This window comes from Variimorphobacter sp. HTMS_6, from assembly GCF_059717775.1.
Genome location: NZ_AP046094.1, coordinates 250,198 through 269,666, shown reverse-complemented (window position 1 = coordinate 269,666; position 19,469 = coordinate 250,198). Strand labels below are relative to the sequence as shown.

The following is a 19,469-nucleotide window of genomic DNA, read 5'->3' as shown; positions in this document are numbered from 1 at the left end:
CACTTCGTAGTGATTACTCCAGCTAATAAATGCTAAATTAATATCCTGTTATAATAAGGTATAAAGCGTGTAGAGATTTTCAAGAACACAAATCTCTACACGCTTTATTTTTAAGGACATATAATTTAATTAAATATTCACACTCTTATGTTTACTAATGATCAACTCTGCGCGTTCCAATGCCAAATCAATATTATCACAGATATTCTCCGCACCCACTCTTTGGTCAAATCCGGCTTTTTGCATCATATGAAAGGGTTGCTCTTGAATATGCGACATTAATAACGTGATATGTTTCTTCTTACAAGCCTTCAATACATTACTTAGCGAATGAAGAGCATTTACGTCCATCGCAGGAACATTTCTCATTCGCAGAATCACTACTTTAACATCATTATCTAGTGATATATTCATGAATTTATCTGCTGCTCCAAAGAACATCGGTCCATTAATCTCATAAACAAGAGTATGTTTCGGAACCTTCTTCAATCGAATGTTTTCATTCGCATCATCATCTATCATATCATCATCGTAATCATCCTCTTCGAGATACTTCCAACTCTGAACTTCGGCTACATCTGCCATTCTCTTCATGAACAAAACAGCAGCCATTAGAATACCTACCTCAATAGCAACGACCAAGTCAAAAATTACAGTAAGCCCGAAAGTAGCTACTAATACCATAATGTCACTCTTTGGAGATATCTTAAGCAAATGAGCGAACTCCCTCCACTCACTCATATTGTAAGCTACCATAAATAAAATAGCTGCTATCGTGGGCATTGGAATCAAAGCTGCATAAGGCATAAGAACAACCAGAATCAAAAGTAAAGTTACGGAATGTACGATACCTGCCACAGGAGTACGTCCACCATTTTTCACATTCGCTGCGGTTCGCGCAATTGCTCCGGTTGCCGGAATACCGCCGAATAAGCTTGAGAAGATATTACCAGCTCCTTGAGCAATCAACTCCATATTAGAACGATGCTTACTTCCAATCATACCATCTGCCACAACGCAGGATAACAAAGATTCCACTCCTGCCAATATCGCTATCGTTACTGCATCCGGTAATACATCTCGAATCGTGTGAATATTTAAGGAAGGGATATGTAAGGAAGGTGCACTGGAGGATATCTCATATAAACTCCCAATCGTATTCACATTCAACCTTAATCCTTTTACTAAGGCAGCAGCGATTACAACCGCTATTAATGATGCCGGTATTTTGCTATTTATTTTAGGCCAAAAGATTAAAATTAAAATTGAAACAACACCAATAAGCAATGCTTCTATGTTAGTGCTATTGATGTTACTAATACAAGCCATAATTTTCTCAATGGTCTCAACCGGTTTTGTATGAATTGTAATTCCTAAGAAATCCTTGATTTGTCCTATAAATATGGTTACCGCAATTCCTAGTGTGAATCCGGTAGTTATCGTATAAGGTATAAAACGAAGAAGTCTTCCGAATTTTAAAAGACCCATAATAATTAGTAAAATACCTGCCAAGATCGTTGCAACAGCAAGTCCTTCCATCCCTCTTCTTGCTACAATTCCTGCTATAATTGTAACAAATGCTGCTGTCGGTCCTGCAATCTGAACACGACTTCCTCCAAGAAATGAAATCACAAAACCTGCTACGATGGCTGTATACAGACCTTTTTCCGGTGTTACCCCCGATGCAAGTGCCAATGCAATTGATAATGGTAGCGCAATAATCGCAACAATAATACCTGCAATTATATCCTTTACACACTGCTCCTTCGTGTATATTTTCATAACCGAGAACAACTTCGGTTTCAATCTTTCCATTACAATGCCCCATTTCTATATGTTATGTCATCTCGTGTCAAACGAAAAGCCAAAATTCATCATAGACCAATTGAGTGGCAATTTCAAGCGCAATTCTCAATTTAGTCGAATTTTTTACTATTATGAAAGATATTATCAGATAATATCGATAATCATTTTCAATTCAAAGATCAAACCACCGACTTTATCGATACCCCCACCCTGCAATACCTTATATTTTTGCCGTATCCCTTACAGATTATTACAGTTTCACTAACCAAGCTCATTGTTTCCAGTATTTCTTCCTAGAAATCTTTCCTAAGTGCTGTTACAATGATCAAGTAGCATTTGTAAAACATTTACTTTTGTCTGGAGGTTAATTCATGAAGCGAATTATATTGATTGTTCTATTATGCCTTTCCTTAACCGGTGTTGCGCTTATAGGGAATCATTTTTTGAATAAAGCAGATACCAACCTGTCCTACCCCTCGTTTTTAACAGCAGTAGATCAGAATAAGGTTGAAAAAGTCACATTTATAGAGGGAAACAATGATATCACTGTAAAACTAAAAAATGATAAAGTGAATTATATTGTTCCGAATCCGAAAACAGAAAAATTTACTGAATATCTCCTATTACACAATGTGACTGTTAATTATGGCAAAGAAAGTGTTGCGGTAACTTTACTAAAAGTACTTATAATCGGTGGGATTGCCTTTGGGGTTATCACCTTTGCACGCAGCGGAGGGAACGCCGGTAATTTAATAAAAAATGCAAATAAAAAGAATTTAAAATCAGCATTAACAGGGAAAAAAGCGAATAAGGAAAATAATTCTTCGGTTATCACTTTGTCTCAGGTAGCCGGTAATGTGGAAGCAAAGTCTATGGTAGGCGATATCATTACTTTCATCAAGGATCCTGAAAAGTATGCAACGGTTGGCGCCCGCATGCCTAAGGGTGTTCTTCTATATGGTCCTCCCGGAACCGGTAAGACATTAATGGCAAAAGCAATCGCCGGTGAAGCAGGGGTTCCGTTCTATGCGATGAGCGGTTCCGACTTTGTTCAGATGTATGTAGGTGTGGGTGCAAGTAGAATCCGTAACCTGTTTAATAAAGCTAAAAAAAGTGAAAAAGCAGTTATCTTTATTGATGAAATAGATGCCATCGGTAAAAAGAGAGCACGTAACGCCTCTGCTTCAAATGATGAACGTGATCAGACGTTGAACGCCCTCTTAACAGAAATGTCTGGCTTCCATGACAATCAAGGAATCATCGTAATCGGTGCAACGAATCGACTAGATACCTTGGATGAAGCGCTCCTTCGTCCGGGACGTTTTGATCGTCACATTGAAATCGGTTTGCCGGATGTGAATGCAAGAAAGCATATACTTAATCTTTATGCAAGCAAAAAGCCCCTATGTGATGATGTTAACCTAGAGGATCTCTCCAAATCCACTGTGGGCTTTAGCGGAGCGATGTTGGAAAATCTTATGAATGAAGCAGCGATAATTGCTGCAAACGATATGGATACCATAATTAGAAACGAACATATTGAGAAAGCCTTCTATACTGTAATTGCCGGTGCTCCAAAGAGTGATCGAAGTTATATCACGGATCAGGAACGGAAAATTACAGCATATCACGAGGCAGGACATGCACTTGCAACTACTTTGTTATTGCCGGAGCATTATATCTCCAAAGTAACCATTATTCCAAGTGTAAGGGGAGCAGGCGGATTTAATTTGAGTATTCCGAAAGATACCATGTTCCAATCTCAGCGACAGTTAAAAGCAAGCATTCAGGTGTTGCTCGCAGGTCGCGTGGCGGAGGAATTAATCTTTGGTGTTGATGAAATCACAACTGGTGCAAGCAATGATATTCAGAAAGCTTCTAAAATGATTGTTGATTATCTTGATAAGTACGGCATGGATTCTGAGATGGGATTATTCAGTATCGAAGCGATTGAGGACAGTCACGATACCAAATTACTCGAGAAGTGTCGAACCTTAATGAACCAATCCTACGAAGAGATTAGAACACTTATGCAAGAAAACCTAGGTCTTCTTGAGAAGATTACACAGGAATTGCTGGAACGAGAGTCCCTCAACGGAAGTGATATTGAGAGGTTAAGTGCTTAATTTAGGGGATTTAGGTTACGAGGAAAAGCGAGGGTATTATCATCCATCAGAGACACGTTTCCACTCAATTATCGCACGTAACGGTTCATAAGGTCGTAACAGATGTTCCATCTGCTACAACCTAAGAACCGACGGCGATATATGGTCTCTTTATGGATTGATAATGCCCTCGCTTTTCCGCTTTATACTATGTTGTGATAACATTAATTATAAACAATGTCATACTTTCCCATCAGTGTATATGAAAACATAACACTTTTTTCCATCGTATTAAAGAAGAACCAGTCATACTTAATTTATTTTAGTACATACTCACAATATCAGTTTACGACGTGGATAGATAAAAATCTATGCGCTTACCTCTTTCTTTTTTCTGCGTACAAACAGGGCAAGGTATAATAAAGCATAAATTAAAAGTGATAGCACTAAAGTTTGGGTGAATATTCGCGTTATCTTAGTGGGTGTCAAAACTAAATGTGTAACAAATAGAATTATTCCTGTCGTACTAAACACATAAGAAAGAGGGATTAACCCTAACTTTAGTATTACTCGATTTTCATCCTGTTTTCGTACGAATCCATAGATGGCAAGTAATATAAATGCCAGTATTGCATTCAGATATAAGTAATTCATTAACGAATGAGTAGTAACCATTTCAAATTCAAGAGCTCGTTTATCTTTTGCTATCTTTGTTTGAGCTTTTCCATATACCAGGCTATAGTCAGGAAATCCACTTTTGTCTGCTTTCGCATGAGATATATAATAAATGGATGATTCAGGAAGTCCACTTATACTGTGGTTCGATTTTCTACCAAGTGCACCTGATATCATATTCCATAAGTTCGTATAACATCTTATATAATATGCCTGATTATCTAAATTGTTCTCATCTACGCGACCACCCATTAGCAAACTTCCTGCTATATTATTGGTTAATTGTACTATCAGCTTCCCATCCTTCTGCTTTTCAACGCTCTTGATCGCGTCCTTTTGTGATACTTCAATCGGACTGTTCATATATACGAAGGAAATCATCGCTAGATATACAATAACCAAAACCGTTGCCGCCGAAGCTATGATCATCTTTGATGCCAGTTTTTTCTTCATACTTTCAAATAGTTCTAATCGGGGGATTTTTATCACTTCCTCCTCATTCGCCAGTTCCTTTTTACAGGAGGGACATTCCTCGATATGTTCTTCCACGATTTTTCTAGAAGACTCACTCGCCAACCCTTCTGTATATAACGGAAGTAAATCCTTCACTACATTACAATCAATTTCTTGCATCATAATCCTCCATTTCGCTTCTTATTTTCGCTTTCGCCCGGTGATAGGTGACACAGGCCCAATTTTCACTTTTCCCAAACAAGTGACCAATTTGTTTAAAACTCAATTCTCCAAATATCCGTAAGGAGAATACTTCCTTGTATGGCTCTTCAAGCTTATGTATTATCCCATGGATCAACATCGAATCTTCCTCTGATGCAATCTTATGTTCTATATCAAAATGCTCCGCCTGCTCCTCTATCTCTTCCATATTCACTAACTTCTTATTCTTACGAAGATAGGAGAAATAACAATTCTTTGCTATCTGACATAGCCATACCCTCATCTCACACTTTCCTTTAAATTCATTGAGAGATTTCATTGCTTTTAGGAAGGTTTCTGATGTAATATCCTCCGCTATCTGCTCATTCCCAGATAGACTCTTGATATAGAGATATACATCTTGAAAATATACATGATAGATCCCTTCAAAATTGATCACTATTTCACCTCCTCCTTTATAAGACGCATAGGTTAATATAATCTTACAAGAAAACGAAAAAAATCTCAAAGTCAGGTTTATAACTTTGAGATTTATGTATTAAGTCGTATGTAGTTTTGTAATTTAATTGTAGCAGTAATTGATATCTTTGTAACTGTTATTGAGGTCTTTTATTCCATTCATATGTTGCGGTATTATTGTACCGCTGTATTTGTCGGGCGTAAGCCTATTGCAGTACTATATAGGACAGTAAGCTCCACTCTACGATTTTTCTTTCTGCCATAATCGGTACTATTCGAAGCCTTGGGATGGTATTCACCATAACCTACTGCGGATAATCGATTACCATTCACCTTCTCTGCAGCAACTAGGAACTCAGTTACATTCGCTGCACGGGCTGCTGACAGTTGCCAGTTAGAGGAGTAGAAGTTTTGTGAACTAATAGGGATATTGTCCGTATAACCCTCCACTACGATGGGATTATTAACTCTATTTAGTAATACGGATATCTGTTCTAGTCCTTTTTTCAAATCATCCTTTAGGTCTGCCTTACCACTATCAAAGAAAACATCATTTGAAAAGGTAACGGTCAACCCTCTGTCTGTAATCACAGTACCACTCGCATCCGTAATATGAAGATTGTCGAGGATTGAATTAATTCCTTTGGCTAAATTCTTCATATCCTCCTTGGTAGTGAGGGTAGTACCTGCACCACCGGTGGGAGCTGGTGTTGAAGCACTTGGATTTTCTTTAATTGTATTACCATTATTATCCAAAACGCCGGATGTTCCATCAAAAACGCTGATACCGTTGCCATCACCTAAGGACTGGTTTAAGGCTTCTGCTAATTGATGATACTTCGACTGGTCAACATTACTGATCGCATAAAGAACGATGAATAATGCCAGCAAAAGTGTAATCATATCAGCATAGGTAAGCAGCCATCTTTCACTGTTCTCCTTCTTCTGTTTGACCTTCTTTTTCATCCTCTAGGTATCCTTTCAGCTGTTCTCTCATAAATGCCGGGTTAGATCCTCCACGAAGTAGCTGAATACCCTCAAGCATCATGTTTTTTGCCATAACTTCATCAGAATTTATTTCCTTTAGTTTTGATGCCATAGGAAGATATACTAGGTTTGCAAAAGCAACACCATAAAGAGTAGCGATGAATGCAACACCAATCTTGTGACCTAATTCACTAACCTCTCCACCTAATTCACCAAGTACACTTACCAGACCCATTACGGTACCGATAACACCCATGGTCGGAGAATAACCACCTGCACCTTCAAAAACAGCAATTGCTTTCTCGTTTTCATGTTCCATATTGATGATTCTTGTTTCAAGAATCTGTCTAACTACCTCTTCATCCGCACCGTCAATAACCAGACGGAGACCGGTAACTATGAATTCATCCATCTCACGGTTTTCCAGCTCTTGTTCTAATGCCAGCAAACCATCTTTTCTTGCTATTGTAGATAATGCCATAAAAGTATTTAGTATTTCTAGACGATTAATCTTTTTATTATTAAATACTTTACCAACTGAACTTGGTATCTTTTTTAATGAGCTCGTCGGGAATGATAAACCTACCGCACCAATCGTACCACCAAATACGATCATTGCAGCGGTATATTGCCAAAGTGATGCAAGGCTACCTCCTTCGAAAAGGAACGCTGCAACCATCATACCAAACGCAAAAATCATACTTAGCAAAGCAACTATATCCATATTACTGTCCTCCGGTTCTTCTATAACAATCTTGTGTAGTCTTCATATATCGAAGCATTGATTTTAATTAGAATAATGCTTTGACGAGCAAAAGCTTTTAATAGTCAAAAACTCCCCACTGTCGTCTTGATAATATGTTTATCGACAATTATGTCCTATTTCATAAGATAAGTTTTGTAATTTCTTAAATTTATTGCGATATATTATAATACTTTTTTTCTTTTCCTTTTTTATCAAATGCATCATTGTAACCAACAAAACGATAATCCTTGATTAAATCACTATATGGAGATTGCTCGGAAAATGTATGTAATTTATTCTCCTTATCAATATAATAGAGTCCGTTAACCACCGGAATATCCTGATAGAGCTGGCTTAAGTATTGATTATATACTGTGCCCTTTAACCCTGCTGTATTCAACAGATAAGAGGAGAGAAAATTGGCACTGGTCTTACTAATCGCTTCTTTATTTGGTATATCATAATTTGACCAAAGAATAAATGGTACTTGATACTTATGATACATTTCATCCTGATCCGACAACTTCTCCTGTCCCTCAAGAAGATTATAGATTTCCGAATATGCAATGGGCTGGTGATCTCCAAATAATAATATGATGGTATGCTCGTCCTGTTTAGAAAAATAGTCAATTAGTGCTTGGAACGCCTTATCTGACTCACGAACCAGACTTAAGTACTGGCTAGTTGAAGAAAACTCTGGATGATCGGTTAACCTCACTGTATTATCATCATCAAATAATTGCTCATCCGAATAACCACCATGATTTTGCATGGTCACATTAAAGATAAAAACCGGATTATGTTTTCCCTTGTCCTTGTATTCCTGAATAATTTTATTATAGCTATCCCTATCACTGATAAAATTACGGATTAATTTCGGGTTTTTAAAATCGTCAATAGACAGAAAGTCGTCAAATCCCAATAAAGGATATACCATATCTCGCTTATAGTTGCTTGGAGCATTGGGGTGGATTGCCACATTATAATAACCTTGATCCTTAAGCGTTCTGGCTAGAGAATCCGTAGGCTTTGTTACAAATTGCTGGTAAGGTACGCTGTTTTGGGGCATGACAGCCATACTGTTACCAGTGAGAAATTCATATTCTGTATCGCTGGTACCACCTCCAAAAACAGAAGTAAAGAGGCTACCCTTTACAGTATTTTTCTGTAACGCTCGAATATTTGGCATATATGGCATGTTCGTTTTTAAATCCGTAACCAGGCTCAAATCCGAAAATGCCTCATTCATAATCACGATAATATTTGGTTTATCTTGCTTATTCGTATTTATATCATTCTTATCCTTTTTAGATGCGTCTTCTAATAACTGACTCGCCTTCTTCGCTGTATATCCCTCCGGCTCTTTCGCACTCATTGCCTCTACATTTGCAACAAAACCAAACGCCGTACCATAATTGCAATAGGTGTATTTTGGAGCAAAATAGTCAATTACCCGAATCTTTGTTTTAATCAAATCCGTTGCAAAAAAGAGATTTATAATAAATGTAGCAAATGCCACATAACCGGCGATAACGATTACTCGATTAATAATGGCGGGTTTACGTTCCACCTTCTCAAGTTTAAATCCAAGCACAAACACAAAAAACATAATTAGTGTGGCAATAAGAAAACCCTCAGAAAATCTAACATTGTAATTTGAGGCCACACTCATACCTGTCTGCCAGGCAAGTAGATCACTTGGCAACACCGGATTTCCTCGAAATAAAAACACAAAATAGTTGAGTAATGAAGCCACATAAATCGCCACATTACAAAGAATTAGGGTTATCTTGCTGTCTCTTATCAGCGCAAATACGAGATAATATATCATTGCATACCAAACAAGATTATAGAAGCTATAATCTTTAAACATGTCCAAGTTAAAATTGCTTACCATAATCTCAACAATTAGAAATGATGCGATAGGAGCCAATAATACTAAGATGCCTCCAATCCACCGCGAGTATTTCTTATAAAAATCCCTAATCTTATTCATCTGTGTCATAGCTATTATAGTCAACAAAACCCAGAGAAGGATAATGATATAGGTGGATGGTTTGTTGATTTTTACATCCTGCTTAATATAGATAGACATTACAAAGATAAAATATACACTTAACAGGTAAAGGGGTATTCTGTCTCGCTTTTTCCAGAGTAACTTAATCTCAAACTTTTTATTCTCCGCCATAATTGCTATATTCCTCATTTTCTATGTAATAGTAGTATACGATCATGCTTTATGGTACAGATTGTATAACAACGTAGTATAATTTACAATCATTATACGCCTTCTTACACTATATAAAAAGATGATTTTTATGTCAACCGGAAGAATACTCATAAAAATCGGGCAGGAAAAACTTTGATATAACCCTAAAGTTTTCTCCTGTCCGATCGAGTTCATTTGCACATATACCTATTCATTCTAACATTTATGTCGTTCCTTTGAGTTAGTTTGTGCCGAGGATTTCGCAGGCACAAACTTCGAAGTGTGAATTATGCTTTTTATAATTCACACTAATTTCCCTACAACCGGGAGAAGCTCCAGTACCTGCTGCATTCCTGAATGGCAGATTGAAAAATCTTCACTATGATTTTGCCCGGCAATCAGTCCAAAATGCAACCCACCTGCCCAATGAATATTGCCACTAACATCATAGACATTACCATTTACCGATACATAAGCCGGATTCCCGCCTACTCCATTGTATTGAGCCAGTTCACTGACTGTAAACTCTCTTAATGGTTGTTCCGCGGTAGCGGCCTCATTTAGTGGAGGGTCATTTAACTGTTCATCTGTAACCAGAGCAAGCAGCTCATCAACCGCCTCTTCCATCTGTATTTTATACGCCAATTTTTGATTATCTGTTCTGGCGAATGTGTTCAGCCTACTACATCGTGATACTTCCATTACGATATCATACACCTTACCTCTTAATTCTTTTTCACTCATATTAATATCCATGCCCTTCCCCATAACCTGCATACTTTGACGCTGGCACATATTTCTGTGTGGAAAGTCTTGCTTCCATAATGATAAATTGTTATTACTCCCTCAAAAGCGTTATCTGCTTGATATAATTCAATACATCCTCGGCGCATTGTGGAAATTGATTCTGCAATTTTTCACTCAAACCATATTGGAAGCTAATATCAGCAATCTGAACTTCTAATACAGTTCCCTCTATCTTTGGTAAGTACAGCTTAATCAGCTCAAGGAAACTGATACTGTGCCCCGATACGTCGTTCTTAGAAGAAGTTATCTCTTCAAGGGGAACTATATTTATTTTTCCTGCTGTTGCCCCAAAGTCCGCTGCATCTACAATTATAATATAATCATCCTCTTGGATATTCGTGATACAGTAACCGATATCTGTTTCTCCATAAATCACTTCTATCCCAAGCCCGGACAGTTCCTCCTGCAATGTTGTTGCCAGATGAATCCCAATTCCGTCATCACCCATGAGTACATTCCCCATAGCAAGTAGTTTTCTACTCATACAGGAACCTCAACCGTCTTAATCACCTTGTCATGGCTAATTAGATGTGTCGCACAGGATACACATGGATCGAAGGATCGCACAATTCTTCCGATTTCCACCGGGCTTTGAATATCATTAATATAGGTATCCAGTAACGATCTCTCAATTGCTCCGGGTACACCATTCGCATCCTTTGGTGATAGATTCCAGTTTGAAGGGGTGACGGTATCATAATGCTCAATCACTTTATTCTTAATACTAACCCAATGTCCCAGAGCCCCTCTCGTTGTGTCAATCAGCCCAGCCCCTAACGCCTCATCCGGCATTGTAACGGGTTTTTGGTTATTGGGAAGAAGTTGAATCCTTTTCATTAATTCACTCATAATTCGAATTATTTTGTCTGCTTCCAATGTTCTGGCCATAATGCGATCCATGCAGGAATTACCACCTTTATATTCGCCAGATATCAACATTCTGGCTAATGGCCCTACCTCCATTGGAAGATCATTATATCTTGGAGCCTTTATAAAAGTATAAGCCCCCGGCTTATTCATATCCGCTTCATCCGGGTCTTCATTTTTATACCAGGAATAACGAACCTGTTCACTGATCAACTGCGGTTCAAAAGCATAGTGAACCCCATTCGATAACACACCAGGATATACATAGGATATCTGAGGATCATCATAATCGAACACTCCATAGCTCATAAAATTCGGGTAGGAAAAACCCATCTGATAATAATCAGGGTAATAGTATCCTATCATCTCAGTATCTTCTATCATTCTGGTTGAGATAAAGGACTGTAAGCGTTGAATGATTGTTCCCATTTTAGCTATTTTAAATGCTGTAAGATCACAAGTCACTCCTCCCACAAAGATGCCTTGGTGATGGGGTGCCTTTGCGCCGATCACTGCTTGACCCTCATGAGCAAGCTTACTCATCTCTATTCCTAATTCGTAATCCTCCTCCATTCTTTTATTCACTTCCTCCGGCAATCGAAAATCATGATACTGTGTCACGTTAGCAACCATCGGTTTCATAATCTTTGCAAAGCTTGGGAGCACCATTAGATAAAAATGTCGTAAATGATTTTGAATATATTCAAAACCGTGAATAATATCTCGTAGATAACGATCATTTAATGTAGACGGTGTCTGAAGAGCTTCATCAAGTGCAAGTGTCGAGGCATAGGCATGTGCTGCTGAGCAGATTCCGCAGATTCGTTCCGTGAAAAATATTGCATCCAGAGGATATCTCCCCCTCAACATTTTCTCAAACCCCCGATACAACAGCCCTCTCGCCTCAGCAGAGATTATCTTGTTCCCCTCCACCTCTGACCTAATTTCCAAATACCCGCTGATTCTTGTAATTGGATCTATAATTATTTGTGCCATATTCTTCTCCATAACTATGCCCTAAAGCATATTCCTTTAATACCTTACAAATGGCTCCGTTTCATCTGGAAACCCGGGGTGACCACATCCGATACAGTTCGTGTTATTACCAATCGGCCAGTTTACATAGCTGTTCCACTTCGTACGCGGACACTCTGTTTTTGTAATTGGACCCTTACATCCAATCAAAAACATACAAGCATCCTCTCCAAAGGACTTTGCAAAAATACCTGCATCAAACATTCCTCTTCTGGTACAGATATCATGTATTGTGTGGCTGTAAAAAATAAGTGGACGTCCTTGATCATCCAAATCCGGCATACCATAAGTACTTAGATGAGCAACCGTACCGATTACCCAGTCCGGATGGCAGGGACAGGTAGGAAGACGGACCACCGTTCGATTTATGACATCACTAACACTCTTACATTCGGACGGATTCGGGCGTGCTGCCGAGATACCCCCATAGGATGCACAGGTTCCTACACACACGATATATTTTGCCTTTTCACCAGCTAGCTGAACCGCTTCATAGGCTGTGATATTCCTGCCTTGGTAATTTGCAACAATGTTGTACAATCCATTCTCCCTCATAGACACCGCTCCATCCACGAGAAGAATAAAATCAGTATCCAGGGTATTTAAGAAATCCTCATATGCGGCATCTCCTTCATTTCCCATAATACTATTTGAATATGTTAGATTAACGATATTCGTCAGAACTTCGTAAGTATTCGGAATGTCAGCATTTAAAAAGGACAGGATATTACCGGAGCATCCGGTTGTTTCAAGCCAAATTGCATTCATCTTGGGAATTTCTTGTTGCATAATCTTAAGTGTTGCTTCCTGAGCAATTCTTCTAGCTGTTAATTTTCTTTGATCCAGGTATAAACATGATTCATCATCCACCAATGCTTATCCTCCTAGGTTTAACCTTAATTCATTTATATCTTAATATAAGAAAGAATATGCCACTGTTTCGTATTTATCGTATCAGAACCTTATAATAAAGGTAGGGCTTGATCATAGGTGGTAATTAGTTCTATCGGTGTCACCTTACAGATCTTACGGTCATACGTGTATAATCCATTAACTTCATCCTCTACATCTGAAATCTGAGTATAAACTGCTGCCGATAATCCCTTATCAATTAATGCTTTAATGTCCCGCTCCAAAAGCATATGGTAAGCATTATTAAAATCCTCCATCGTTAAATAAATACGATATCCAAATATTTGATTGGAAAAGGTATGTTCCTTAATAAAACATGCATACCCGCCGTATTCCGACAGAATATACGGTCTGTTTTTTATATTAGCCTTCATTGGATGAAAATAATTATGTATGCTCTCGAAATCACCGCTCTTTTGATCGAACCAACCACTTGCATGATCCACAAGACGTGTGGTATCGAGATCTCGAATAATCTCATATATTTTAACTGCATCAAACTGTCCCCACCCTTCATTAAATGGCACCCATAGAACGATAGATGGGTAATTATATAAAAGTTTAACAGTCTCTTTGCACTCAATAATCCATTCGTTACGCCCCTCCTCACTTTTTCGTCCAAACATACGGTAATGATGATCCTTAATCTTGCTGGCAAGCCAGGGTAAAAGTGTTGGTATATATCCGACCAACAGAGTGTGATAGCTTTCCCCACCATTCACCATATCCTGCCACACCAGCATACCTAGTCGATCACAATGGTAGTACCACCTCTGAGGTTCGATCTTAAGATGCTTACGAATCATATTAAATCCCAGTCGTTTCGCCTGCATTATGTCAAATATGAATGCTTCATCACTGGGCGGGGTATATAAGCCATCCGGCCAGTACCCTTGATCCAGTACACCATTTTGAAAATATAGCTGATTATTCAAATAAATTCTAGGAATTCCCTTATCATCCTTCCTAATTTCAATCTTTCTCATTGCAAAGTAGCTCTCCACCTTATCCTCACCTACGCGGATCACAAGTTCATATAAATGGGGATTTTCAGGACTCCAGAATGTAAAGTCTGGCATAGGAATTGTGATAAACTGCGATACGCTCTGCATTACTCCAAGTAATTTTTGGTCTTCGTATATCCCGACCTCGAATACGATTCCGGACAGCTTTTCAAAATCAAGATCATCGTTTACATACACTTCCAGTTTAACTGCTCCTTGATCTACTAATGGTGTGATTCGAAGGGATTTTATATATAAATCAGGTACCCATTCCATCCATACCGTCTGCCATATTCCACTTTGGGCGGTGTAAAACATCCCTCCCCTCTTTTGTTTCTGCTTCCCCCTGCTGTGGTAGGAAGTATCCGATACATCAATTACTTTTAAGGAAAGCAGGTTAACACCCAGCTCCAGCTTATCAGTAATCTCCACCTCAAAGGGTAAGTATCCTCCCATATGTTCCATCACTTTTTGATGATTAATATAAACCTCACAAAACTGATCTACTGCCCCGAAGTGGAGAATGCAGCGTTTACCCTTAGGTTTTCGTTCAATCATTACAATACGTTCATACCAAAGTATTTCTTCCGGCTCTAGCTGCCTGTAAACCCCAGATAGTACACTTTCCGGAGAATATGGAACAAGAATCTTTCCATCGTAGGTAGGTGGCATGACCGGTTCCGTTGAGATGCAGTAATTCCAATAGCCATTTAATATAGTAAAGTTATCCCTTTTTAACTGCGGCCTCGGATATTCTATCAGAACAGCCTCCGGATTAATATGCTCTCCCCAAGGAGTATATAATTGATTTATATTCATCCCTTTTTCACTAAATCGCATTGTTCGAATGGCATCTTTTAGTTTCATAACAACCCTCCCGGAGTTACCCAAGTAATGATCAAAATCAGATATTTTCCACTACTTCTACATATATATGTTAAAAGAAGGTAATCTAAGGACACCTCCCTATGAAAAAAGTTAAAATATTCTGTATACTCCTAATAATTATCGGGATAGCTCTCTTTGCCTGCACCTACTTTTTTATACCTTCGGTATCCGTAATCTTCGGCTGGTGCATTGGTATGGCTTGTTCCTTGGTTATACTTGGCGCCGGCTTTCTGGTAAATGTCATGTATCATAACGCTGATTCTTCCTCTCCCGCTTCCGAAAACAATTCTGATATGTCCAAAGAATATACCAAAGAAAAGTCAGGCTATCTTGTATGTAAAATCATGAGTCTTATTCTATGCATTTATATTCTCATTTTGGAAAAATTAAATGTAAATCAGACAATTCTATATTTAAGTATTGCACTTCTAGTAGTACAGTATCTGTTAAATTTAATCCTCTATCTACATTTCTCAAGGAAAAAAGATAATTAATGATAATATGTCGCATTATGCAAGTGAAGGCATAGAATATAATAGGATTCAAAACCGAATTCAATACGATATTGTAAGATGATTCTGGAGGTTAGGATATGTTATTAGATGAACTAAGCAAATTTATCGGTCAGACCGTTACGATATTTACTACCAGCGGTGGAGCCTCCGGCTTCGGCTTTACCGGTGTTTTACTTCGGATTAATCTCAATTTTATCACCTTAGTAAATAGACTTGGTTCACCGCCAAACACCTCAGTGGGTGAAGTACCCTGCGACGCAGTAAGTAAATGTGATAATCACGGGAGAATGATCTTTGTTGTTTCTTCCTTATGTGACATACCACTTAACAAAATCGCAGCATTTTGTCATAATGCACTTAATTAATTAGATATTTTACACATACCAGAAATTTGGTAAATGAATAGTAAAGAAAGTAAATAGGAGGTATTAATATGTCATGTTCATGCAGAGATAGATCAAACGGAAGTGGTGGAACGGGAGCTGGCAATTCACTTGTTGCTCATATGCGTCGATTTATCGGTTCTACCGTAACTGTATTCACTACAAGCGGTGGAGCATCCGGTAGTGGATTTACCGGCGTTCTTTTAGCTGTTAATCCTGAATTCATTCGTTTGGTAACGGATTTTGGTATGGCACCGGCTAATCCCTTGGGTGACGAAATGGATGGTTCCATCGGAAGCAGTAGCCTAAGTAGTGGAAGTAGTAGTGGTGGTAGTAATCATTGTCGACCGGTAGGTTCCGTAGTCGATATTCCAGTTAATCGAATCGCCGCATTTAATCATAATGCACTATAATACGTGCCTCACAAATTGTTAGTAGCCATAAAGATTAGGGTGATTATCACATTTTGGCTATGAAAATGGGATGTAGCAAAATAAATAATTTGTAGGAATAATGTTATATTGCCATACCACACTGTATGGAAGACAACTGTGTGTGAGGCATTTAATATTGTTCCGTAATAGAATTATTATTTTGCAACATCCCTTTTTTAGTCAGGAGTTTAATAAACAATTTAATTTATGAAGGCTCCACTACATTACAAATGTTCGTTATTGTGGATATGACAAGATAATTTCCATCTCGCCGAATAGTCGATATTGTCCGTAATTAGCAGGAAGGATAAAGCTATCCCCCTTTTTTATTTGATGTTCATCGATCAAACCTTGTCCGTTAATTACAGTGAAATTCCTGAACTTTTGATCTTGTATAAATTCCGCATCACCATGGAGAATGAGTTTTTCTACCGTGTAATAGTCACATTGAATCAACTCTGTTATTTGATAATTCTTGGTCACTATATCTTTCCCAACGAACTCCACATCCGTATGCGGGCATTGTATTACATCCAAGCTCTTCTCGATATGAAGCTCTCTTTGTTGTCCTTGCTCTAATCTACCGTAATCATATAAACGATATGTGATATCGCTGTTTTGCTGCGTCTCTAAAATTAATGTTCCATTTTTTATGGCATGAACAGTTCCAGGCTCTATTTGAAAAAAATCTCCCGTAGATACCGGTCGAACCCGAATTAGCTCTTTCCACTTGTCCGAATCAATCATCTCTCTCAGTTCCTGCTTATCTTTCGCGTTATGACCGATTATGATTTCTGCATCTTGCTCACAATCCAGAACATACCAGCATTCCGTCTTGCCTAATGCTCCGGATTCCTTCTGCTTTGCATACGAATCATCCGGATGTACCTGAATACTTAAATCATCCTTCGCATCAATGATTTTAACTAACAAGGGAAATACTTCTCCCTCCATATTACCGAATAACTCGCGGTGGTTATCCCATAACCAACTTAATTTCTTACCCTGATAACGTCCGGCTTTAACCGAACAGTCTCCATTCTTATGAGCACTGATTGCCCAACATTCCCCTGTATGGTCATTCGGAATATCATAACCAAAATCAGTGGAGAGTTTACTCCCACCCCATATCATGGATTTAAATTCTGGCTTTAAATATATGATTTCTCTCATGGAATCCCCTTATATCTGTTAAATTCAACATTAACTCACTTTTCTGATTCTATGATGAATAGTACTAATTGTCAATATTGAATCAATAGGGCTGTGGTAAAACAAATTATCAACTTGAATCATGTTATATTGCCTAATACATATTCTTACAAACAGTGTAATATGGTAATACAGCATTAATTTTGTTGATTAATTGCTTTGCTACAGCCCTATATTGATTTTTTATGTAGTTTCTCCTTAATCTCACTAACTCATCTAAAATCTAATAATTACGTCTATACAAATCACATGATATTGCCCGTCATTATTCTCAACTGCGTAGGACAAGGTCTTGCATAGTCCACCAGTTGCAGTGGAGATGTATTCGAGCGAAGAATACCACTTATCTTTATTCTTGATTGCCTCTCTAAAATACTTTTTCGCAGAGTGATTATCGCCAGGCATCGCCGGTTTAAAGTTTTCATCGTTCTCTATCATGATATCCGGATTCATAATTGTATGACTTAGTTGATATCCTTCTGAATCAATCAGATATAAGCACTCAAAATCCTTTTGGTTTTGGATTGCTTCTTCTAAAACTTCATCTACGTGATTTTGGCCGGAGGTTCTCTTTAATTGATCAAATAGTTTCTTTAAAAATACTGAATTAATCGATTCAATGCCATTATTTTGTACATTACAGCTTCCCTGACTTTCTAATCGATAGTTTGACATGATTTTCTTCAAATCAGCAGATAGTTCAGACAAATTGGTGGCTAATGCACTGTTTTCTTCTGCAAAAGCTGCATTATTTTGAACAACACCGGATATATCCGTTATAATCGTAGAAGTATCTTTTAGGCTATTTGCTTGAACTTCAGAAACCTCAGCAATATTTTCACATAGATTACTTACATTTTTAATGGACTTGTTTATACTCTTGAAGCTTTCTGCGGTTTTATATGCGATTTCCACGCTTTCATCCGCAGTTTGAATGCTATTATTGATTAGAGATGTCGTCTCTTTTACTGCTTCAGCACTTTTATCAGCCAGTTTTTTAATCTCACTTGCAACCACTGAAAAACCCTTACCGGAATCACCAGCACGAGCTGCTTCTATCGCTGCATTAAGTGAAAGTAACTTGGTCTGTTCTGCCAATCCACTAATTAATGTTACCACTTCCGATATATCCTGAGAAGATTGCTGTACCTTCTGGATAGATTCTAACATCTCACCCATATATGCTGTACCTTCTTGTGCTTCTTTCTTAATCTCACCAACACTGCTAGATGCCATATGCGCATTCTTCGCATTATCTGAGGTCTGCTCCGTTATCCCGTACACTGTTTCCGTTAAATCATTAATTAATCCGGCCTGTTCCGTCGCATTTAGCGCCGTCTGAGTAGCCCCTGCATCTACCTGACTGCATAATAAATCTATCTCGTAAGTCAAATGATTAATCTCTTCAAAGGAATGATTTAAAGAATATCGTATTTTATGAAGTGCATTCTTAATTGGTACAAAGTCACCTTGATAATTAAGGTTGTTTGAAGAATTAACGGTCATATTGCCAGCTGACAAATGTGCTAATATATGAGCAATTTCATTAATATAATCATTAAACGTTGCGCTAATTTGATTGATATCCTCTGCCAGATCTCCTAATAGTGAATATTCCTTAGAGTTAATAGAAATATCCAAATTACCGCTAACCAATTGATGTGTGTTTTTAATTAATTCTAATGCTTCCGTGGTCATTCTATTCAAATCCTGTTTTTTTCCCATAAAACTCCTCCGTTCCTCATCCGTAA

Annotated in this window: 17 protein-coding genes; 4 read left to right on the top strand and 13 right to left on the bottom strand. The window is 38.0% G+C overall.

Annotated elements, in window-relative coordinates:
• Positions 1 to 129: 129 nt before the first annotated feature.
• Entirely contained in the window at positions 130 to 1,815 is a 1,686-nt protein-coding gene (locus tag AC6IWN_RS01235) for a SulP family inorganic anion transporter (RefSeq protein WP_497990270.1), read from the bottom strand.
• A gap of 362 nt (positions 1,816 to 2,177) precedes the next feature.
• Here AC6IWN_RS01235 and AC6IWN_RS01230 point away from each other — a divergent pair, with 362 nt between their 5' ends.
• Positions 2,178 to 3,932 (top strand): ATP-dependent metallopeptidase FtsH/Yme1/Tma family protein, encoded by a 1,755-nt coding sequence (locus AC6IWN_RS01230; RefSeq protein WP_497990268.1) that lies wholly within the window; start codon positions 2,178 to 2,180, stop codon positions 3,930 to 3,932.
• 348 nt (positions 3,933 to 4,280) lie between these two features.
• On the opposite strand, the gene AC6IWN_RS01225 is transcribed toward AC6IWN_RS01230, so the two are convergent.
• The 10 genes from AC6IWN_RS01225 to AC6IWN_RS01180 form a co-directional block, all read right to left on the bottom strand.
• Positions 4,281 to 5,219: a zf-HC2 domain-containing protein gene (locus tag AC6IWN_RS01225; protein ID WP_497990266.1), complete on the bottom strand. Its 939-nt coding sequence runs from the start codon at positions 5,217 to 5,219 to the stop codon at positions 4,281 to 4,283.
• Entirely contained in the window at positions 5,206 to 5,700 is a 495-nt protein-coding gene (locus AC6IWN_RS01220) for an RNA polymerase sigma factor (protein ID WP_497990264.1), read from the bottom strand. Before AC6IWN_RS01220 ends, AC6IWN_RS01225 begins: the two co-directional genes overlap by 14 nt.
• A gap of 194 nt (positions 5,701 to 5,894) precedes the next feature.
• Positions 5,895 to 6,686 carry a flagellar motor protein MotB gene (locus tag AC6IWN_RS01215; protein WP_497990262.1) on the bottom strand — a complete coding sequence of 264 codons (792 nt, stop codon included), beginning with the start codon at positions 6,684 to 6,686 and terminating at the stop codon, positions 5,895 to 5,897.
• Positions 6,649 to 7,431 carry a flagellar motor protein gene (locus AC6IWN_RS01210; protein ID WP_497990260.1) on the bottom strand — a complete coding sequence of 261 codons (783 nt, stop codon included), beginning with the start codon at positions 7,429 to 7,431 and terminating at the stop codon, positions 6,649 to 6,651. Before AC6IWN_RS01210 ends, AC6IWN_RS01215 begins: the two co-directional genes overlap by 38 nt.
• Positions 7,432 to 7,621: 190 nt before the next feature.
• Complete coding sequence (locus AC6IWN_RS01205; RefSeq protein ID WP_497990258.1) at positions 7,622 to 9,640, bottom strand: LTA synthase family protein; 2,019 nt, start codon at positions 9,638 to 9,640, stop codon at positions 7,622 to 7,624.
• A gap of 324 nt (positions 9,641 to 9,964) precedes the next feature.
• Entirely contained in the window at positions 9,965 to 10,417 is a 453-nt protein-coding gene (locus AC6IWN_RS01200; RefSeq protein ID WP_497990256.1) for a cytochrome b5 domain-containing protein, read from the bottom strand.
• A gap of 82 nt (positions 10,418 to 10,499) precedes the next feature.
• Positions 10,500 to 10,952, bottom strand: a complete 453-nt coding sequence (locus AC6IWN_RS01195; RefSeq protein ID WP_497990254.1) for a hydrogenase maturation protease — start codon at positions 10,950 to 10,952, stop codon at positions 10,500 to 10,502.
• The gene (locus AC6IWN_RS01190; RefSeq protein WP_497990253.1) at positions 10,949 to 12,331 is read right to left on the bottom strand and encodes a nickel-dependent hydrogenase large subunit; all 1,383 of its coding nucleotides are present in this window, start codon (positions 12,329 to 12,331) and stop codon (positions 10,949 to 10,951) included. The genes AC6IWN_RS01195 and AC6IWN_RS01190 overlap by 4 nt, the downstream gene beginning before the upstream one ends.
• A gap of 36 nt (positions 12,332 to 12,367) precedes the next feature.
• Positions 12,368 to 13,240: a hydrogenase small subunit gene (locus tag AC6IWN_RS01185; protein ID WP_497990251.1), complete on the bottom strand. Its 873-nt coding sequence runs from the start codon at positions 13,238 to 13,240 to the stop codon at positions 12,368 to 12,370.
• Between the two features lie 92 nt (positions 13,241 to 13,332).
• Entirely contained in the window at positions 13,333 to 15,153 is a 1,821-nt protein-coding gene (locus AC6IWN_RS01180; protein ID WP_497990249.1) for a glycoside hydrolase family 2 protein, read from the bottom strand.
• Positions 15,154 to 15,254: 101 nt separating this feature from the next.
• Between AC6IWN_RS01180 and AC6IWN_RS01175 the strand changes: the two genes are divergently transcribed.
• From AC6IWN_RS01175 to AC6IWN_RS01165, 3 genes are all read left to right on the top strand, one after another.
• Entirely contained in the window at positions 15,255 to 15,668 is a 414-nt protein-coding gene (locus AC6IWN_RS01175) for a hypothetical protein (RefSeq protein WP_497990247.1), read from the top strand.
• A 98-nt stretch (positions 15,669 to 15,766) separates the two neighbouring features.
• Positions 15,767 to 16,054 (top strand): hypothetical protein, encoded by a 288-nt coding sequence (locus tag AC6IWN_RS01170; protein ID WP_497990246.1) that lies wholly within the window; start codon positions 15,767 to 15,769, stop codon positions 16,052 to 16,054.
• Positions 16,055 to 16,122: 68 nt separating this feature from the next.
• Positions 16,123 to 16,485 (top strand): LSm family protein, encoded by a 363-nt coding sequence (locus AC6IWN_RS01165; RefSeq protein WP_497990244.1) that lies wholly within the window; start codon positions 16,123 to 16,125, stop codon positions 16,483 to 16,485.
• A 258-nt stretch (positions 16,486 to 16,743) separates the two neighbouring features.
• Here the strand turns inward: AC6IWN_RS01165 and manA are convergent, their stop codons facing one another.
• A complete protein-coding gene (manA, locus tag AC6IWN_RS01160; RefSeq protein ID WP_497990243.1) occupies positions 16,744 to 17,679 on the bottom strand; it encodes a mannose-6-phosphate isomerase, class I in 936 nt (311 codons plus the stop codon).
• A gap of 255 nt (positions 17,680 to 17,934) precedes the next feature.
• A complete protein-coding gene (locus tag AC6IWN_RS01155; protein WP_497990241.1) occupies positions 17,935 to 19,443 on the bottom strand; it encodes a methyl-accepting chemotaxis protein in 1,509 nt (502 codons plus the stop codon).
• Between the last annotated feature and the right edge of the window lie 26 nt (positions 19,444 to 19,469).